Origin of the sequence: Azospirillum sp. B506, from assembly GCF_000333595.1 — a bacterium.
Classification (GTDB): domain Bacteria; phylum Pseudomonadota; class Alphaproteobacteria; order Azospirillales; family Azospirillaceae; genus Azospirillum.
In genome coordinates this window covers 1-18624 of record NZ_BADK01000644.1, presented here as the reverse complement: position 1 = coordinate 18624, position 18624 = coordinate 1, and the positions used below count along the sequence as shown (strand labels likewise).

At 65.5% G+C, this 18624-nt stretch carries 9 protein-coding genes and 1 pseudogene; 3 read left to right on the top strand and 7 right to left on the bottom strand.

The features are described 5' to 3' along the window. Nucleotides 1-710 (top strand): response regulator transcription factor (locus I71_RS19105; protein WP_307189011.1); only part of this gene is annotated, 710 nt, incomplete at its 5' end. A 591-nt stretch (nt 711-1301) separates the two neighbouring features. Continuing rightward, complete coding sequence (locus tag I71_RS35085; protein WP_083897255.1) at nt 1302-5936, top strand: chemotaxis protein CheB; 4635 nt, start codon at nt 1302-1304, stop codon at nt 5934-5936. 65 nt (nt 5937-6001) lie between these two features. On the opposite strand, the pseudogene I71_RS19095 reads toward I71_RS35085, so the two are convergent. From I71_RS19095 to I71_RS19070, 6 genes and pseudogenes are all read right to left on the bottom strand, one after another. Then, nucleotides 6002-6760: pseudogene (locus tag I71_RS19095) on the bottom strand (IS3 family transposase). 63 nt (nt 6761-6823) lie between these two features. Next, nucleotides 6824-7024 carry a hypothetical protein gene (locus I71_RS19090; protein ID WP_042696547.1) on the bottom strand — a complete coding sequence of 67 codons (201 nt, stop codon included), beginning with the start codon at nt 7022-7024 and terminating at the stop codon, nt 6824-6826. Further along, on the bottom strand, nt 7024-10221 hold the full coding sequence (locus I71_RS19085; protein WP_083897254.1) for an efflux RND transporter permease subunit: 3198 nt from the start codon (nt 10219-10221) through the stop codon (nt 7024-7026). Before I71_RS19085 ends, I71_RS19090 begins: the two co-directional genes overlap by 1 nt. Before the next feature lie 12 nt (nt 10222-10233). Next, a complete protein-coding gene (locus I71_RS19080; protein WP_049976194.1) occupies nt 10234-11475 on the bottom strand; it encodes an efflux RND transporter periplasmic adaptor subunit in 1242 nt (413 codons plus the stop codon). Between the two features lie 590 nt (nt 11476-12065). Beyond that, the gene (locus I71_RS19075) at nt 12066-12818 is read right to left on the bottom strand and encodes an SDR family NAD(P)-dependent oxidoreductase (RefSeq protein ID WP_042696554.1); all 753 of its coding nucleotides are present in this window, start codon (nt 12816-12818) and stop codon (nt 12066-12068) included. A gap of 71 nt (nt 12819-12889) precedes the next feature. Next, complete coding sequence (locus I71_RS19070; protein WP_083897257.1) at nt 12890-13666, bottom strand: SDR family oxidoreductase; 777 nt, start codon at nt 13664-13666, stop codon at nt 12890-12892. A 102-nt stretch (nt 13667-13768) separates the two neighbouring features. Between I71_RS19070 and I71_RS19065 the strand changes: the two genes are divergently transcribed. After that, a complete protein-coding gene (locus I71_RS19065; RefSeq protein ID WP_042696545.1) occupies nt 13769-14725 on the top strand; it encodes a LysR family transcriptional regulator in 957 nt (318 codons plus the stop codon). A 340-nt stretch (nt 14726-15065) separates the two neighbouring features. Here I71_RS19065 and I71_RS19060 read toward each other — a convergent pair. Next, nucleotides 15066-18624, bottom strand: a 3559-nt coding sequence (locus tag I71_RS19060) for an SDR family NAD(P)-dependent oxidoreductase (protein ID WP_042696543.1), incomplete at its 5' end; no start/stop codon positions are given.

Below are 18624 nucleotides of genomic sequence, written 5' to 3'. Positions count from 1 at the left end.
GCCATTCCAATATTTTGAGCGCAAGACTGCCAGCTTATTCTGGAAAGCCGGAGTATCTGGTAATGTCTCTTGTTTCCATATCCATGATAGACGCGAACAATCTTTTTCGCCAAGGATTGAAAGCCATGTTCGAGGAGCAGGGCTTTCACGTCGCCAAAGAGGCATCGTCTCTCAAGGCGGCACTCCAGATCGTCCAGGAAGGCGACGCATCACAGGTCATTTTGATCGATCCCGTCGGCATCGGCGACTTCACGGATCTTATCCGGGCACTGAAGGTGGCCTGTCCGGACACGCATGTGGTGGTGCTTACCAGCATGCTGGACACGGAAATCATGACGAAGGCCATCCAGGCCGGTGCGGACGGATTCTTGATGAAGGACATGTCCATGGAGGCGCTGGCGCAATCGTTGCGGCTTGTCATGATCGGCGAAACGGTCTTCCCCAGCGCCTTGGCCGCACTGCTGATCGACAGTCGCCTGAACGGCGCCGCCGATCTGGCGGTACCGCACAAAGGTGTTTCCAAGCGCGAGGCGGAGGTTCTGCGCTGCCTGCAGAATGGCAGTTCCAACAAGAAAATCGCCAACCATCTCCGGATCACCGAGGCGACCGTCAAGCTTCACCTCAAGAGTTTGCTGCGCAAGATCGACGTCTCGAACCGCACGCAGGCCGCCCTCTGGGGCCTCAACAACGGCTTTGCGGATGCAGAGTGACCGGACTTTCTCTGACGGCATGATGGGATGGCCGCCGTGCCGGCCATGGACGGAAGCGTGAAGCCGGCGACGTGACACTCACCGCAAGGGACTTGGCGCCCTCCGGCCCATTGCGAAGCGGTTGGCTGCAGCCGGACAAATCAGCCGGTTATCCCGTTGGTCCAGGCAAAGGTTCTGTCAATCTGTTGTTATAGAAGCTGTGGCTGAGCCACATATTCACTGCATCGCGTCGATGCGCAATCAATATTTTCCTGTTCCGAGTGGTGTTCCAGTGCAGGATAACGCATCTATTTTTGCGAAACCCCACACAGATAGGAAATAAAGAAGCTATAAAAATTATCGATTGACAGATCATAACTTTCGCACTAATTTTGTAATTATTTCATGATTTTCCCGAAGTTGCCGCAGAGTTGTGGAGGTAATTAATTTAACTTTTGTCTGCCTGAGAGAGCGTGCGCTAAATTTATATGTGCTCTAATTGTTTAGCATCTACACGTTAGCGCCATGCTCTCCTGCCATGAAACCCGGCGGGGCGAGACTTGGCTAAGAATTTTCTCCGGCTCGGATCGTCGTATTGGCGGAAAGCCGATCATGATGTCGGCGGGTGAAGGCACGGATCGTCATTGTCAGGACATTCCCAATATGGATCAGGATGAACAGCGGCGCATACGGCCCGGCCCCTTGGCGATCGTCGGTATCGGTGCCTCGGCTGGTGGCCTCAAAGCCATCACGGCCCTGCTCAGAGCGATACCGGCTGACAGCGGCTTGACCTTTGTGGTGATTCAGCACCGGATTCCGAACAATGAACGATTGCTTGCCGACCTGTTGAAAAATGTGACGGTGCTGCCGGTCCTTACGGCCCATGACGGGATTCCGCTGGAGGCCGATCACATCTATATCGCTCCGGCGGGTCGGTTGCCGACCATGGAGGCCGGCCAACTGCGCATCCGGGAATCGCAGCAGTCTGTCGACGCGACGCTGCCCATCGACATCTTCTTCCGCACACTGGCGACCGACCAGCAGGAGAAGGCGATTTGCGTCGTGCTGTCCGGTACCGGCGCCGACGGCACCAATGGACTGCGTTCGATCAAGGAATGCGGTGGACTTGTGGTCGTGCAGGATCCGACGACCGCCGACTTCGACGGCATGCCGGGCAGCGCCATCGCCACCGGCATGGCCGACTATATCCTGCCGCCGGAGCGCATGCCTGGTGTCATCGTCGATTTCGTCCACCAACCCTATATCGGGCCGCCAACGGTTCAGAAGGCCGATGCGCCGGACGGCGCACTGGACGACATTCTCGATCTGCTGAGTGCGCACACCAAGCGCGATCACAGGGCTTACAAGCCGCGGTCGCTGACCCGCCGCGTCGAGCGGCGGATGGGGATTCACCATATCGCCGATATGACGGAATACCGGGCCTTTCTGGGCACCCACCCGGCCGAAATCGAACTGCTGTCCCGCGACATCCTGATCAGCGTGACGCGCTTTTTCCGCGATGGTCCGGCGTTCGACATCCTGGCCGGAGAGTATGTCGTCCCGCTGGTGCGGAACCAGCCGGCGGACAAGCCGATCCGCGTCTGGGTCCCGGCCTGCGCCACCGGGGAAGAGGCTTACTCCATCGCAATCCTGTTGATGGAGGCCTGCGCACGGAGCGGCGTATCCCCCGGCTTCCGGGTCTTCGCAACCGACGTGGACAATCGGGCGCTGACCGTCGCCCGCACCGGTCTGTATCCCGAAACCATCACGGTCGACGTGTCGGTCGAACGGCTCGCCCACTTCTTCATCAAGGTCGAGGGCGGTTACAAGGTCGCCAAGCCGTTGCGCGATGTGGTTTCCTTCGCCCAGCACGATCTGCTCAGCGATCCGCCTTTTTCCAAGCTCGATCTGATCAGTTGCCGCAACATGCTGATCTATATCGAGCCGGACGTGCAGAAGGCCATCTTCGCCCTGTTCCATTTCGCCTTGTTGGACAATGGCGGCCTGTTCCTCGGGACGGCGGAGAACCTTGACACGCTCTCCAACCTGTTCGCACCTCTTTCAAAAAAATGGCGCCTTTACCGGAAGATCGGTGCGACGCGCAGCAGTGCGATGGCGGTCCTGCCGACGGGCGGGCGGTCCGCGGTCCCGGTGCCGACACTGCCCACACCCTTGCGCGGCACCAGCCCAGCGGACATCATCCGACAGGCCCTGCTGCTTGAATACGCGCCGGCGGCAGTTCTGATCGACGGGACGCATCGCATCCAGTATCTCTTCGGTCCGACCGGCGATTTCCTCGACCTGCCGACGGGAGAACCGCCCTGGGATCTGACGGCGATGGCACGCGGGGAATTGCGCCTGCAGCTCCGCCGCGCCGTCGCACAGGCGCGCTCCTTGCATGGCCGGGTTCAAATCTCCGGAATCCGGCACAAGCGTCACGGCATTGTGGTGCCGGTGACCATTCTGGTTATCCCGGTGCGTTTCCCCCGGGCCGGCAATGACTTGCTTCTGGTGACATTCACGGCGGACCACGTTGCACCAAGCACGCCGGTCGCCGAGACCGCGCCGCTGCCGATGGAAATTGACGGCGTCGAACAGCTCGAAAACGAGCTGCGCATGACCCGTGAGGAGTTGAACGACACCATCGAAGAACTCAGTGCCACCAGCGAGGCGCTGCGGGTCGCCAACGAGGAGATCCTGTCGATCGGCGAGGAGTACCAGTCGACCACGGAGGAGCTGGAGACATCCAAGGAAGAGCTTCAATCCCTCAACGAGGAACTCAGCACGCTGAACTCCCAGCTGCATGAAAAGGTCGACGAGCTGGAGGCGACCACCAACGATCTGAGCAATCTGCTGAGCAGCACCGACATCGCCACGGTCTTCCTGTCGTCAGACCTGCGGATCAAGCGTTTCACGCCGTCGGCGACCCGGCTGTTCGCTCTGCTGCCGCAGGACGCCGGACGCCTGGTCACCGACATCGCCCGACATTTTTCCGATCCTTGCCTGCTGCCCGACATCCGGTCGGTGCTGTCATCCCTGATGCCGTTGGAACGCGAAGTGTCGACGGACGACGATGCGACCTTCCTTCGCCGCATCCAGCCCTACCGGACGCAGCAAGGCCGGGGGGAGGGGGTCGTGATCACCTTCAGCGACGTGACGCCGCTGAAGCGCACCAGCCTGGCCCTGGCTCTGCAGGCCCGCCAGTACAAGCTGATCGCCGATCTCGGACGCAAGGACCTCATCGGAGCGGAAGGGTCGGAGACACTGGCCGAAGCAGCCCGTCTGATTGCCGAAGGTCTGGGAGCGGACGGCGTTGCCATCCTTGGTCCCAGCGAGGATCCAACGGGCCTGCGCACCGGGGACGCTGACGATCTGGTTCTGCTCGGCAGTGCCGGCCTCTCCGTTCCACAGGAGCCTGCCGTCCAGATCCCCAGCGACATGTCGACACTGGTCGGGCGGGTGTTCCGGTCCCGGCAGCCGTCGATCGTCGAGGATTTCGCCACCGATCAACGTGTCCGCTCCGTCATGGCGTTATCGGGCAGCCACTTCGTCAGCGGTCTGTCGGTTCCCTTCGGTGGCGCGGCACGCGGACCATCCGTTCTCGCGGTTCTGAGCCACAAGGCCGGACGGTTCAGCGATGCCGACCTGGAATTCGTCCAGGCCATCGCCAGCGTGCTGGGGCTGGTCATCGAACGGGCGGGGGTGCTGCGCACGGCGCGGGCCGAGCGCGATTTCGCCCAGGCCATCGTCGACACGGTCCGCGAACCGCTGCTGGTGCTGGACGAGATGCTTCGGGTGGTCGGCGCGAGTGCGGCCTTTCCCCGATCCTTCGCCACCACGCCGGACGCCGTGCTCGGCATCCAACTGGCCGAGACGGCCGGCGTTCTGCTGGCCGATCCCGAACTGCGCTGGCACTGGGAACGGATCATCCCCGATGGCACGGTCGTCGATGCGCTGGAACTGACCATCGGTCAGGGTGTCGGCGACCACGGCGTCGAGGAGCGCCGCACCCTGCTGCTGAACGCCCGCCGGCTCAATCAGGCGGGAGGGCTGATCCTGTTGGCGATGGAAGACGTCACTGAGCAGGTGCGCGTGCGCGAAGCCCTCGCCGCCGCCAAGGCTGCCGCCGAACTGGCAAGCGCCAGCAAAACCCGATTTCTCGCCGCTGCCAGCCACGACCTGCGTCAGCCGGTCCAGGCCCTGCTGATGTTCCATCATCTGGTGGCGATGCAGCCGCAGGGCGATGCGGCGGCAAAGCTGCTGGTCAGCATGGGCAACGCGCTGGGCGCCATGACCGCCATGCTCGACGACATCCTGGATGTGTCGCGTCTCGACGCCGGCATCATCCAGGTGACGCTCCGGCCATGTCCGGTTCAGACGGTGATCGATGCGCTGTGCGCCGAGCTATCGCCGTTGGCCGAGGCTGCCGAACTGACATTGCACAGCGTTCGGACCAGCCTGTCGGTGCGGAGCGACCCCAAGCTGCTGGAGCGCATCCTGCGGAACTTCATTGCCAACGCGATCAAATACACCGACCAGGGTCGCATCCTGGTGGGTTGCCGCCGTGCCGGGCTGAACCTGCGCATCCAGGTCTGGGACACCGGGCGCGGCATTCCGCCGAACCAGTTGGCATCGATCTTCGAGGAGTTCCATCAGGTCGACAATCCGGAGCGTGACCGGCGGCAGGGGCTGGGGCTGGGGCTATCCATCGTGGAACGCCTCGCCGCGCTGCTCCATCACCCGATACGGGTCAAATCGGCGCCAGGGCAGGGATCGATGTTCGAGATCCTGGTTCCGTTGGCAAGTCCGGACGATTCCCTTCCGAAGGACGAGGAGATGGCCGTATCCGACGGCGGCAACGGCGAGCGGGTGGTGGTGATCGACGACGACCCGACCGTTCTCGACGGGGTCGCCGCCTTCCTCCATGAATTGGGCTACGATGTGGTGGCGGCATCCGATGGCAACACGGCGGTGGAGCGGTTGGGGAACGGGGTGCCGGATTTGGTCATCGCCGATTTCCGGCTGAAGGGCACGGAAACCGGATCGGACGCAATCCACCGGCTTGAGCGGCATTTCGCCGCCCGGCTGCCCGGAATCCTTCTGACCGGAGACACCTCGCCCGCGCGCATCCGGGAGGCGAGCGCCAGCGGCTTCCTGTTGCTGCACAAGCCACTGAGCCCGGAGCCTCTGCTGACTGCCATACGACACGCCCTGACGGACCGGGCCGTGGAGCCGGGAACCGCCTGATGATTGAAGTGGACCCCGTTTCCCGGACAGTTTGGCGGCTAGAATAAGCTTGGTTCCGGTTCGTGTTATGCCGCCATTCTGATTCGGTCCGGAGAGACCTCGTAGACCTCTGCCGGGGTTCTGCCGCCGAGCGCCGGTGCGGGCGTTCGGCGTTGTAATAACCGATCCAGCGGCCGCGCCCGTCCATCGACACCCGAATGCCGGCCGCGGTCTAGAGGCCGGTGAAGCGCGGGCTGGTGAACTGGCTGCCCTGATCGGTGTTGAAGATGCCCGGCCGGCCGTAGCGTGCCATAGCCTCCTCCACGACCTCGATGCAGAACTCGACGTCCATGGTGTTCGACAGCCGCCAGCTCAGGACCTTGCGTGTCGCCCAGTCCATCACCGCCACCAAGTACAGAAAGCCGCGGCGCATGGGAATGTACGTGATGTCAGCGCACCAGACCTGGTTGGGTCGGTCGATGGTCATGTCACGCAGCAAGTATGGCCAGATCTTGTGCTCGGGATGCGGCACGGTCGTCTTCGGGCGCTGGTAAACCGCCTGCAACCCCATCCGCGCCGTCAGGCGGCGAACCCGCTTGCGGTTGACCTCATGGCCATGACGGCGCAGATGCCGGGTCATCTGCCGGCTGCCGTACCAGGGCGTTTCCACGAACTGCTCGTCGATCAGCCGCATCAACTCCAGGTTCGCGGCAGGCTCGCTTGTGGCCGGTCCGTAGTAGCTGGACAGGCTGATCGAGCTGCGACACTGGCAGCTCGCCCCGGATCGCCTCCAGCGCCACCTTCGCCTCGAACTCTGCCGAATATCGCTTCCGTTTCCCCGTCATCGGGTCCGTCCTTCTTCCTGGGCGAACCAAGCTTAGCCGACTGTCCGGGAAATGGGGTCCACTTCACAAGTTCCGCGACACACAGCCCGCACCGGTCGAGACGCCTGAATGCGAAGCCCTGCGGCTCGTGACACTGCCGGGCGAACTGTCCGAGCGGAAGATTGCCATGGTGAAGTCGGGATGGGAGGCCGCATAGATTTTGCCGGCCACCATCGAGACGATGGCGGCGAAATTGAACGGCCCCGCCTTGCCCGGATACGCCATCACTCTCCGGGCTGATGCCGCGCCTTCATACCGACCTCTTCGGCTGCGACGGGGTGCCGGTTGACCGCCAGCGGTCGACTGAAGAGACGGCGGACGACCGTGTAGAACACCGGGGTGAAGATCAGGCCGAAGATGGTCACCCCCAACATTCCCATGAACACTGCCGTTCCCAGGGTCTGTCGCATCTCCGATCCGGCTCCCTGCGCGATCATCAACGGCACGACGCCGAGAATGAAGGCGAGGGAGGTCATCAGGATCGGGCGAAGCCGCGTGCGTGCCGCCTCCACCGCCGCCTCGAAGCGGTTCTTCCCTTCGAATAGCTCGTTCTGGCGGGCGAATTCGACGATGAGGATGGCGTTCTTGGCGGCAAGACCGACCAGGACGACGAAGCCGACCTGGGCCAGGATATCGACGGCCATGCCGCGCAACATCAAACCGGTCACCGCCGCCAGCAGGCACATGGGCACGATCAGGATGACCGACAGCGGCATGGTCCAGCTCTCATACTGGGCGGCAAGCACCAGGAAGACGAACAGAACCGACAGCCCGAAGACCATCAAGCCGCTGTTTCCCGCGGCCTTCTCCTGATAGGCCAACTCCGTCCACTCGAAACCGAAGCCGTCCGGCAGCAGCTCGGCGGCCGCCTTCTCCATGGCGGCCAGGGCGTAGCCGGTGGAGAAACCGGGCAGCGTGTTGCCCTGCAACTCCGCAGCCGGATAGAGGTTGTAGCGGGCGGCGCGGTAGGGACCGGTGATGTCGGTCAATGCCGCCACCGCACCGATGGGAACCATCTCGCCGCGCTCGTTGCGGGTCTTCAGGTTGGCGATGTCGCGCGGATCCTGCCGGAAACGGCCATCGGCCTGCGCGGTGACCCGATAGGTGCGGCCCAGCAGGTTGAACTCGTTCACAAAGGCCGAGCCGACATAGATCTGCAACGCCTCGAACACCTGATCGGCGGTCACCCCCAGCATCTCCGCCCTCTGGCGGTCGATATCGGCGTAGATCTTGGGGGTCTTGGTGTTGAACAGCGTGAACACGCCGACCAGCCCCGGGATCTTGTTGGCCGCGGCGGACAGCTCGGTCACCGCCGCATCGAGCGCCGGCAGGCCGCGGCCCCGCTTGTCCTCCACCATCATCTTGAAGCCGCCGGCATTGCCGATGCCGCGGACCGGCGGTGGCGGGATGGTGATGATGAAGGCGTCCTCGATGGAGGCCAGCCGTTTCCTCAGATCGGCCAGGACCGCGTCGGCGGAATGACCGTCCCTGATGCGATCCTCGAAAGGGGCGAGGGTCACGAAGATCGCCCCGGCGTTCGGCGCGTTGGTGAAGGTGGCACCGTCGAAGCCGGCGAAGGGGACGGCATGGATGACCCCGGGCGTCTTCAGCAGCACCTCCACCGACTTGCGCACCACCTCGTCGGTCCGGGCGAGCGAGGAGCCCGGCGGCAGCTGCACCACGGTGATCAGGTAACCCTGGTCCTGGTTGGGGATGAAGCCGGTCGGTGCCCGGTTGAACTGCCAGCCGGTCAGGCCGAGCAGCAGCAGATAGATCGGCAGGACGATGAAGGGTAGCCGCACCAGCCGCCGCGTCAGTCCGGCATAGCCGTTGGACAGCCGCCCGAACCCGGCGTTGAAACCACGGAAGAAGGCGGCGACCGGCCGCATCGGCAGCGAGGGCTTGGGCGGGTGCTCCTGGTGGGGCTTGAACAGCAGGGCACAGAGCGCCGGGCTGAGCGTCAACGACACCAGGCAGGAGATCACCGTGGCGCTGGCGATGGTCACCGCGAACTGCCGGAAGAACTGGCCGGAAATGCCGCTGACCAGGGCGGCGGGAACGAACACCGCGGTCAGGACCAGGGCGATGGCGATCAGCGCCCCGCCAACCTCGTTCATCGTCTCGTGCGCGGCATCCTTGGGCTTCATGCCGCGGCTGATGAAGCGCTCGACATTCTCCACCACGACGATGGCGTCATCGACCACGATGCCGATCGCCAGCACCAGACCGAACAGCGACAGCGTGTTCAGCGAATAGCCCAGCGCCGCCAGCACGGCGAAGGTGCCGACCAGCGACACCGGAATGGCCAGAATTGGAACAATGGAGGCGCGCCAGGACTGCAGGAACAGGATGACGACGACGACGACGAGAATGACGGCCTCGTAGATCGTCTTGTAGACCTCCTCGACCGACTGGGCGATGAACTCCGTGGGGTTGTAGACGACATCGTAGCGCATGCCGGCGGGGAAGCCCTTGGAGAGGTCCGCCATCGTCGCCAGGATGCGGTTGGCGGTCTCCAGGGCGTTGGAGCCGGGCCGTTGGAAGACCACCAGCGGTACGGCGGACTGGCGGTCGAGATAGGCGTTCAAATTATAGTCCTGGGCGCCAAGCTCGATGCGGGCCACGTCGCGCAGGCGGGTGACGGCGGCGCCGTCGGTCTTCACGATGATGTTGCCGAACTCGCGCGCATCGGTGAGGCGGCCCAGCGTTTCCACATTCAGCTGGAACGCGCCGGGGGTCGGAACCGGCGGCTGGTTGATGACACCGCCCGAGACCTGGACATTCTGCGCCTGGATGGCGCGGACGACGTCTCCCGCGGTCAGCCCACGGGCCGCCACCTTGTCAGGGTCGAGCCAGACGCGCATGGCATAATCGCGGGCACCGAACACCTGCACATCGCCGACGCCGTCCAGGCGTGCCAGCACGTCCTTGATCTGCAGCAGTGCATAGTTCGACATGTAGAGCTGGTCGCGCTCCCCGCCCGGCGAGTTCAGGTGGATCACCATCAGCATGTCGGGCGAATTCTTGCGCACGGTCACGCCGATGCGCCGCACCTCTTCCGGCAGCCGCGGTTCGGCGACGGCAAGACGGTTCTGCACCAGCACCTGGGCGGTGTCGAGATTGGTGCCGAGCTTGAAGGTGATGGTCAATTGCAGACGGCCATCGCTGGTCGCCTGCGAGGTCATGTAGAGCATGTTCTCGACGCCGTTGATCTCCTGCTCCATCGGAGCGGAAACGGTGTCGGCGACGACCTGTGCCGAGGCGCCGGGATATGTCGTGTTCACCACGATGGTCGGCGGTGCGATCTCGGGATACTGCGCGACGGGCAGGGTCAGGTAGGCGAAGATGCCGATGAGCGTGATGACGATGGACAGGACGGCCGCGAAGATCGGCCGGTTGATGAAGAAGTGCGAGATGTTCATGACGGTCGCCCCTCACCCGGCCGACGGTTTCGGCGGTTCGGTTCTTGGCGGCTCGATCGATCCTTCCTGCGGCGTCACCTTGGCGCCGGGCCGGGCGCGGACCAGCCCGTTGATGATCACCCGGTCGGTGTCCGCCAGTCCAGACCGGACGATGCGCAGACCGTTCTCCATCGGGCCGAGCCGCACCGGCTTGGGCACCACGGTGCCATCGTCGGAGACCGTCAGCACGATCTTGTTGGCCTGGTCGCTGACCACCGCCTGGTCCGGGATCAGGGTCGCGGTATAGCGGTCGGACCCCGGCAGGCGCAGCCGCCCGAACTGGCCGGGCGTCAGGACAGCGTTGGGGTTGCGGAAGACGGCGCGCGCCCGGATGGTGCCGGACCCGGCATTCACCTGATTGTCGACGAAATCGAGCGTGCCCTTCAGCGTCCAGTCGCGCTCATCGAACAGGCGGGCCTCGACGCCGATGCCACCGTCACGCTGCGACCGCAAGGTCCCATTCTGGGCGGCACGGACATAGGCGAGGAAGTCGGCCTCGCTCATGTCGAAGGTGAAGTAGATCGGGTCGAGGGAAACGATGGTGGTCAGCGGCGTTGCCGCCCCGGCTTCGCCGCCGGCGATCAGATTGCCCACGCTGACCTCGCGCCGGCTGATGCGGCCGGCAAGCGGTGCCAGGATGCGGGTAAAGCTGAGATTCAGTTCGGCGGTGCGGACGGCGGCCTTGGCGACCTCGACCCCGGCGGCATCGACGCGGACCTGCTGGTTCCGCTCATCGAAGACGCTGGCGGCGACATTGTCGCTGCGCCGCAGTTCGGCCGCACGGGCCAGTTGGCGGTTCGACAGGTCCAGCTTGGCTTCGGCCTGCTGCAATTCGGCCCGGACCGAGGCGAGCGTCGCCTCGAAGGGGCGAGGGTCGATGACGAACAGCAGGTCGCCGGCCTTGACCATCTGGCCGTCACGGAAATTGACGGAATCGAGATAGCCGCTGACCCGGGCGCGGATCGCCACGGAGTCCACGGCCTGGAACTGACCGGTGAATTCATCCCACTCGACGATATCCTTGCGCAGCGGCCGGCTGACCGTCACCGGCGGTGCACCAGCCCCGGCGGCCTGGGCACGGGCCGGGCTCGGCTCCCCGGCATTTGCGCCGGCCAGCCAGAGGCAGGCGGTCGCAAGGATGGTTGGAAGCAGTCTGGCGATACCGGCCGCCCGTGGCCCGACCGGAGCAGCATTGGCAGCCGCTGTTGCAATCATGGAATTGCTCCACTCACTGGGAGGCCGATCCTGGGATCGCAATGGCAGCAATCGACCGTGGTGGAACAGAATTGGACGTCCCTTTCCCCAATCGCGGTCCATAACCGTCGTTCCGTCCTTGGTGGTGATGACGTTCATCATCATGGATCCTTTCCAGTTGGACGTGTTCTGTTTGCTTGTTCCGTTCCGTCCAGCGAGGCTTCAGGCCCGCAAGAACCGCAATTTGTTCCCTAACCGAACTCCCGAGACAAATCTTGGCGATCCGTCCGCCTATTTGTTGAAAGGGCATTTTGTTTGCAGAAGAAGTGCGCCAGACTTTCAGAACAAGATGCTTGTTCAGATCATGACAAACACGGATGAACCGCTCGATGGGCATGTGCGCATGGCGGTTGAGACGATGGACGCTGACATCGCGCATAACTTTAAGATTAAAAATTTGTCATCGTCCATCGGAATCTCGCGATCCGATCTCACGTCTTTGCCCGATGCGGCTTTCGGCTTACCCCCAGACCGATGGTGTCTGCAAAGGAGGTCCGGCACAGCGCCGGGGGCAAGGTCCCTTTGCCTTGGGGGCTGGCGACCGGCTTGGATCACAGAGACAGGCCACCATCGACGGTCAGCGCTGCGCCGGTGATGTAGCCGGCCTCCGGACCGACAAGGAAGGCAACTGCAGCGGCGACCTCCTCCGGCTCGCCGTAGCGGCCGAGCGCCGACATGCTTTTCAACAGGTCCGCGACCGCCCCTTCCTTGGGGGCCATGTCGGTGTTGATGGGGCCGGGCTGGATGACGTTCACGGTGATCCGGCGGGCGCCCATGTCACGCGCCCAGCCACGGCTGTAGGCGGCGACCGCCGCCTTGGAGGCGACATAGTCCGCGATCCCGGGAAAGGCGGCGCGATGGCTGGCGCCGGCCGTGCCGATGGACACGATGCGGCCGCCGTCGCTGAGCAGTGGAATGGCCGTCCGGACGGCACTGACGACGGCCTTCACGTTGATGTCCATCTGCCGGTCGAAGGCCACCAGGTCTGCGGCTGGATCGCCGGCGACTCCCGTTATGAAAACACCGGCGGAGTTCACCAGGATGTCGAGCCGGTCGAAGGCCTTATGCGCTGCCTTCACCAGGGCTTCGACCTCCAGGCCGACCGCCTGGTCTGCCTTGATGGCGACAGCTCGCCGTCCCAAAGCTTCGAGATCCTCGACCATCCGCTCGGCCTGCTCCTTCGACGAGCCGTAGCTGAAAACGATGTCCGCGCCTTCGCTGGCGAGCCGGCGGACGATGGCGGCGCCGATGCCCCGCGAACCACCGGTCACGAGGGCGACCTTGCCCAGAAGAGGCTGTGTCATGATCATCTCCGTGTGTAGGAAGCGTGTCAGGCGTTTTGCAACTGAGGGAAGCCGCCCCGTCGCGGGCAGGGTCAGACGAGGCGCGCGCCGCCGTCGATGTGCAGCGTCTCGCCGTTCATGAAGCCGTTGCTCATCAGGAAGACCACCGCCGCGCCGACCTCGTCCGGCGTTCCCAGGCGGCGAAGCGGCAGCTTCTCCTTCAGGCCCGCCACATAGGCGTCTCGCCCGTCACCGAGGGTCCGGTTCAGGAGCGGCGTGTCGGTGGTGCCGGGAGACAGGGTGTTCACGCGGCGCGGCGCCAGTTCGAGCGCCAGCCCGCGGGCAAAAGCCTCCATTGCGGCCGATGCCGCGGCCAGGATGGCGGTGCCGAAGGCGTTCGGACGGTCGGCGAGCATGCCGGAAATCAGGGTGATGGAGGCGTCCGGGGCGAGACGCTCGCCAAGCGCCCGGATCGTCGTCACCGCCGCCCAGATGCGTTCCTCGAAGGCCCGGCGCAGGTAAGCGACGTCGGCATCCATGACCTTGCCGGCCACGAAGGTGCCGGCCAGCAGCACGAGATGGTCGACATGGGGAATGTCGGCCAATGCCGCTTCGATGGCTTGAGCATTCGTCACGTCCGCGGCACGCCAGCCGTCGAACCCATGCTCGGCAGCCGCCTGGGCGGCGCGGTCCCGGTCGACGCCGACGACGATCACCTTGGCGCCGGCCGCTTTTGCCTGGATTGCAGTGGACAGGCCGATGCCGGAGGTCCCGCCGACGATGACGATGGTGCGATCGCGAAGAGCGGCAAGGCCGAACGGCAGGGGGTGAGCGAGGGATTGAGCGGTGGCGGAAGATATTTGGGACATGCTGTGCTCCGGTGTGGCGAGCGCCCCGGCGGCGCTGTTGAAAGGACCGTAGCCCAAGGAATTCCCGTTGATAATCCGGCCTTTGTTCGCTTTACTCATGCCATGAAGGAACAAATTGGTCTGGAGAGGCTGACCGGCCTCATCGCCTTCGCCCGCGCCGCGTCGTTGGGCAGCTACACGGCTGCGGCCCGTACGCTGTCGGTATCGCCATCGGCCGTCAGCAAGAGCGTTCAGCGGCTGGAGCAGCAGCTGGGTCTGCCCCTGTTCACCCGCACCACGCGATCCCTGACCCTGACGGCCGAAGGACGGGACTTGCATGAGCGTGCGTTGCGCCTGCTGCACTATGCCGAGGACATCGAGCAGGCTGCGTTGGCGGCCCGGGCCGAGCCGGCGGGCACGTTGAGAATCACGGCTCCCCTCCCGATCGGCGTGCACATTCTGGCATCCGCGCTGCCGCGCTTTCAGGCGCGTCACCCCAAGCTGACGATCGACCTGCGGCTTGGAGACCAGGTCTTCGACATCATCGAGACGGGAATCGACGTCGCCATCCGGGTCGGCGATCTCGCGGATTCACGTCTGATTTCACGTCGGCTCGCCCCTCATCGACTCTGCGCCTTCGCATCACCCGATTATCTCGCCCGGCGTGGTGTGCCGCGACATCCGGACGAGCTGGCAGGGCACGACTGCGTGAACTTCCGCTATCAAAGCTCCGGCCAGCCGCTCCGGTGGCCCTTCAAGATCGGTGACCGCATTGTCGAAATCACCCCTGCCCCGGGGATCGTGATCGATGTCAGCGACGCCGTCGCGGCAGCGCTGGCCGCTGGGGGCGGCATCGGCATCTCGCCGACCTACATTGCCGCTCCCTATGTCGCCCGCGGTCAGCTGGTGCCCATCCTCACCGCCTTTGCGGTCGATCGTTTTTCTGTCACAGCGCTATGGCCCGAAAGTCGGCGTGGCAGCCCGAATGTCCGGGCCTTTCTTGCGTTCCTTGAAGAGGTGTTTCCAACCCCGGCGCCATGGGATGCGTGCCTGGACGCCGTGCAGGACACAGCGCCATGAGCGATGGGGTCGTCCGGTGGCCGGGGAGCGGATCAATGTCAAAGCCGATTGCTGATGATTTTGCTCTGCCTTACAGCGTCGTGCGTTTAATATGAAACGCACGACGCTGTACTTTACGTGTGGCGATCGGATTCACGCTTCAAATCGATTCCGATTTTACGCGATCCGATCTAATGGACAAACTGTTGACGGAGATCCGGCCTCACCAAATCTTGGGTACGGTTAAACCAGGCAAGTACCGGATTGCTGCGTAACGGCGGTGCGATATCTCCTGACGCTGCGGAATTCAAGCCACGCACCCAGGGTGAAACAACCCCGGCGGGCACCTGTCTGCCATCAATTAAAGGCAGAGTGTTTCCCACTCCCCGTTATCGCTGTCGGCCTCCGCAGTGCGCGGTTCCGTTGTCGTAACCTCATCGGCCGCCGTGCCGCCCACATCCTCGGCCAGTTCCCGGGCGAGTTCGGCCAATGTCGGGCCGCGCAGCAGGCGGATGATGGAAATTGTCATGCCGAGATGGCGGAGCACGGCGCCGCGCATTTCCAGCGCCATCAGGGAATCAAGGCCCATGCGGTTGAGCGGTTGGTCCACCGCCACCGCCTCCGCCGGCCGGCCGAGCGCCCGCGCCAGGCGGATTTGCAGATATCGTTCCACCAGCGCCGCTTTGGCTTGCCCTCCATCGGCCGATCGGATGGCGCGGGCCAGTTGGTCGGTTTCGTCCGAACCTTGCGCCGGTCCGGCATCGCTGCCGGCAGCCAGGGATGCGGGCAGGAGGGATGCCAGCAGCGGGGAGGTGCCGAGCAGGGGCAGCCCGGCCCGCAACCGGACGGGATCGACGCTGGCGATGCCGGCCTGCGGCACATCCCGCGCCACCAGCGTGTCGAAGGCATGCAGGCACAATGCCGGATCGATCGCGGCCAGCCCAAGCCGGTCCAGAATGCCTTCGGTGCGCGCATTGGCCGCCAGCCCTGTGGTTGCCCAGGGACCCCAGTTGATGCTGAGTGCCGGCAGGCCGCGGGCGCGCCGAAGCCGGGCGAGGCCGTCCAGGAAGGCATTGGCAGCGGCGTAACCGGCCTGCGCCGGCATGCCGAACAGCGCGCTCATCGATGAGAACAGCACGAAGCGGTCGAGCGGCTCGCCGGCCAGACGGTCATGCAGCAGCCACGCGGCCCGCGCCTTGGTCCGGATCACGGGGGTCAGCCGGTCGGCCGTCTGCTGCAGCATCAATCCGTCATCCAGGACGGCGGCGGCATGATAGACGCCGCGCAGCGGCGGCAAGCCAGCGCGGATTTCGGCCAGCAGCCCATCCAGTTGCACCGGATCGGTGACATCGGCCTGCCGTACCACGACCCTGGTTCCGGATGCCTCGATCCGTTCCAGAGCCTGCAATGCCACCGCGCCCGGTGCTCGCCGGCCGACCAGCACCAGCGTGCAGGCCCCCTGGTCGGCGAGATGCCGGGCCAGTGCCAGCCCAAGCCCGCCCAGGCCGCCGGTGATCAGATGCGTGCCCCCGATCCGGCCGGGGGCGGGCGGGGTGTTGGCCCGATCAGGCCGGACCAGCCGGGCGCCATGGCGCACGCCGTTCCGGATGATCACCTGACGCTCGTCATCATCGCTCAGCAGGGAGGCAAGCAGCCTGTCGGCTGCCGTGGGATCGTCATTCCCGCTGGCATCCGGCCCATCGGTATCGACAAGGCGGAGCAGCAGTTCCGGATGCTCGTTGGCGGCGACACGCGCCATGCCCCAGATCATCGCCTGGGCCGGATCGACCACGGCCGGCGCGTCATCGCCGATCGCCTGGGCGTGGCGGGTGACCACCGATAGGCGCGGCGGTTCGTTCAACCCGGCAAGGGTCTGCACCAGACGCAGGAAATCGCTGCACAGCACCTCGCCTGCCGTTGCCGGATCGGCAGCCGCCCCGGCCGGTGCCACGGCATGGATGATCCCGGCCGGCTTCAGGCGCGCCAGCATGTCGTCCAAGTCCGCCCCGGGATCGAGCGGGATGCCCCGCTGACCCGACCGGGCAAGGCTGGCAAGCAGCGGTTCTGCATCCGCCTCCTGCCGGGCCGCCACGATCCAGGGTCCCGCATCGGTTGCCGGCAGTGAGGCGTCCGGCAGTCTGTGCCATGTCAGGCTCAACAGCACATCGGCGCCGGCGCCGGGCGGCAGGCTGGCCGGTTCGATACAGCGCAGACGCAGCCCGTCCACCCGGACCAGCGGATTGCCATTGCGGTCGAGCAGCAGGGCGTCACCCTGGATGAAGCCGGCCGGCGTCTCGGCAAGGCGGGCGTAGCCCCAGGCCACGCCGCCAACCGTCGCAGCGTATAGTTCGACCCTGCCGATGGCCACGGGCAGGAACATGCCATCCGGCCGCCGATCGGGCGGCAGGGCCGAGGCGACGCATTGAAAGGCAAAATCGAGGATCACGGGATGCAGATGGTAGGCTGCGGGAGCCGCGGTCACCACCGCATCTGCCGCCAGCGGAACCAATGCCTCGCCCATGCCGCGCCGGCCGGCGCCCAGGCAGCGGAAGGCCGGCCCGAAATCGATGCCGCGTTCGGCCAGTACCCGATAATCCGCTTCGGGGATCAGCCTGTCCGGGCATCGGGCGGTGACGGCGGCGAGATCGACGGTCGCCGGCATCGGCCCGGCCGGGACGATGTCCAGGCCGGCCAGCTCTGTCCATGGGGCATCCGCGGCCTCCTCCGGCCCGCCCGGCCGGCCGAAGATGCGGATACTGCGCCCGCCGTCGGCGACCACCTGCACCGCCGCCCCGTCTTCCTCGCCCAGGAACAGCGGGGCCTCGAACCGCAGGTCGGCCAGCGCCACCGGGCCGGGGCCGGCGATCTGGCGGGCTGCAGCCAATGCCATTTCGACATAGGCCGCGGCTGGCACCAGCGCCATGCCGCCGACCCGGTGGTCGCGCAGGTAAGCCAGATCGTCCAGCCGCAGTTCCGCCGCCCAGGCACGGATTGCGGGATTGGCCGGCCACGGCACGGCCGCCCCCAGCAGCGGATGCCCACCCGCCGGGACCGCACGCCGCTTTGGCAGGTCGAGCCAGAATCGTTCGCGCTGCCAGGGATAGGATGGGAGGGTGACACAGCGCCCTGCCGGCTGGATCGCCGACCAGTTCAGCGCGGCGCCCTGGCTGTAGAGCAGCCCTGCGGCCCGCAGCAGGCCTGCCCGCTCGCCGCCGTCCCGCCGCATCGAGGCCAGCACCAGCCCGGCGGCACCCACCGTCTCCTGGACGGCGGGCACCAGCACGGGATGCGGGCTGATCTCGATGAACACGCGGTGGCCCTGGGCCGCGAGATCGGCCACGACCGGCGCCAGCAGCACCGGCCGGCGCAGATTGGCGCACCAGTAGTCCGCCTCCAGTGCCGCGGCCCGGGTCACCGGCCGGCCGCTGACCGTCGACCACAGGGTGCAGCGCGGTGCCTGCGAGTCCAGCGGCCCCAGCGTCGTCGCCAGTTCATCCAGGATGCCATCGACCTGGGCCGAGTGCGAGGCCACCGCCACCGGCACCAGCCGGGCGAACAGCCCGGCCGCCGACAGGTCGGCGACCAGCGCGGCGACCGCGGCGGCGGCGCCGGACAACACGGTCAGCCGCGGCCCGTTGCTGGCCGCCACCTCGACCCCCGGCCAGTCGGCCAGCCGGGCCTGGGCCTCGGCCAGCGACAGTTCGACCAGGGCCATCGCCCCCTGGCCGCGCAGCCGGTCGAGCAGGCGGGAGCGTCGGCAGATCACCCGCACCGCCGCCGCCAGCGACAGCGCGCCGGCGACATGGGCGGCTGCCGTTTCGCCCATGGAATGGCCGACCACGGCGGCGGGCACGATGCCCCAGGAGCGCCAGAGGGCGGCCAGCGCGACCTGCAGGGCGAACAGCACGGGCTGGACCACG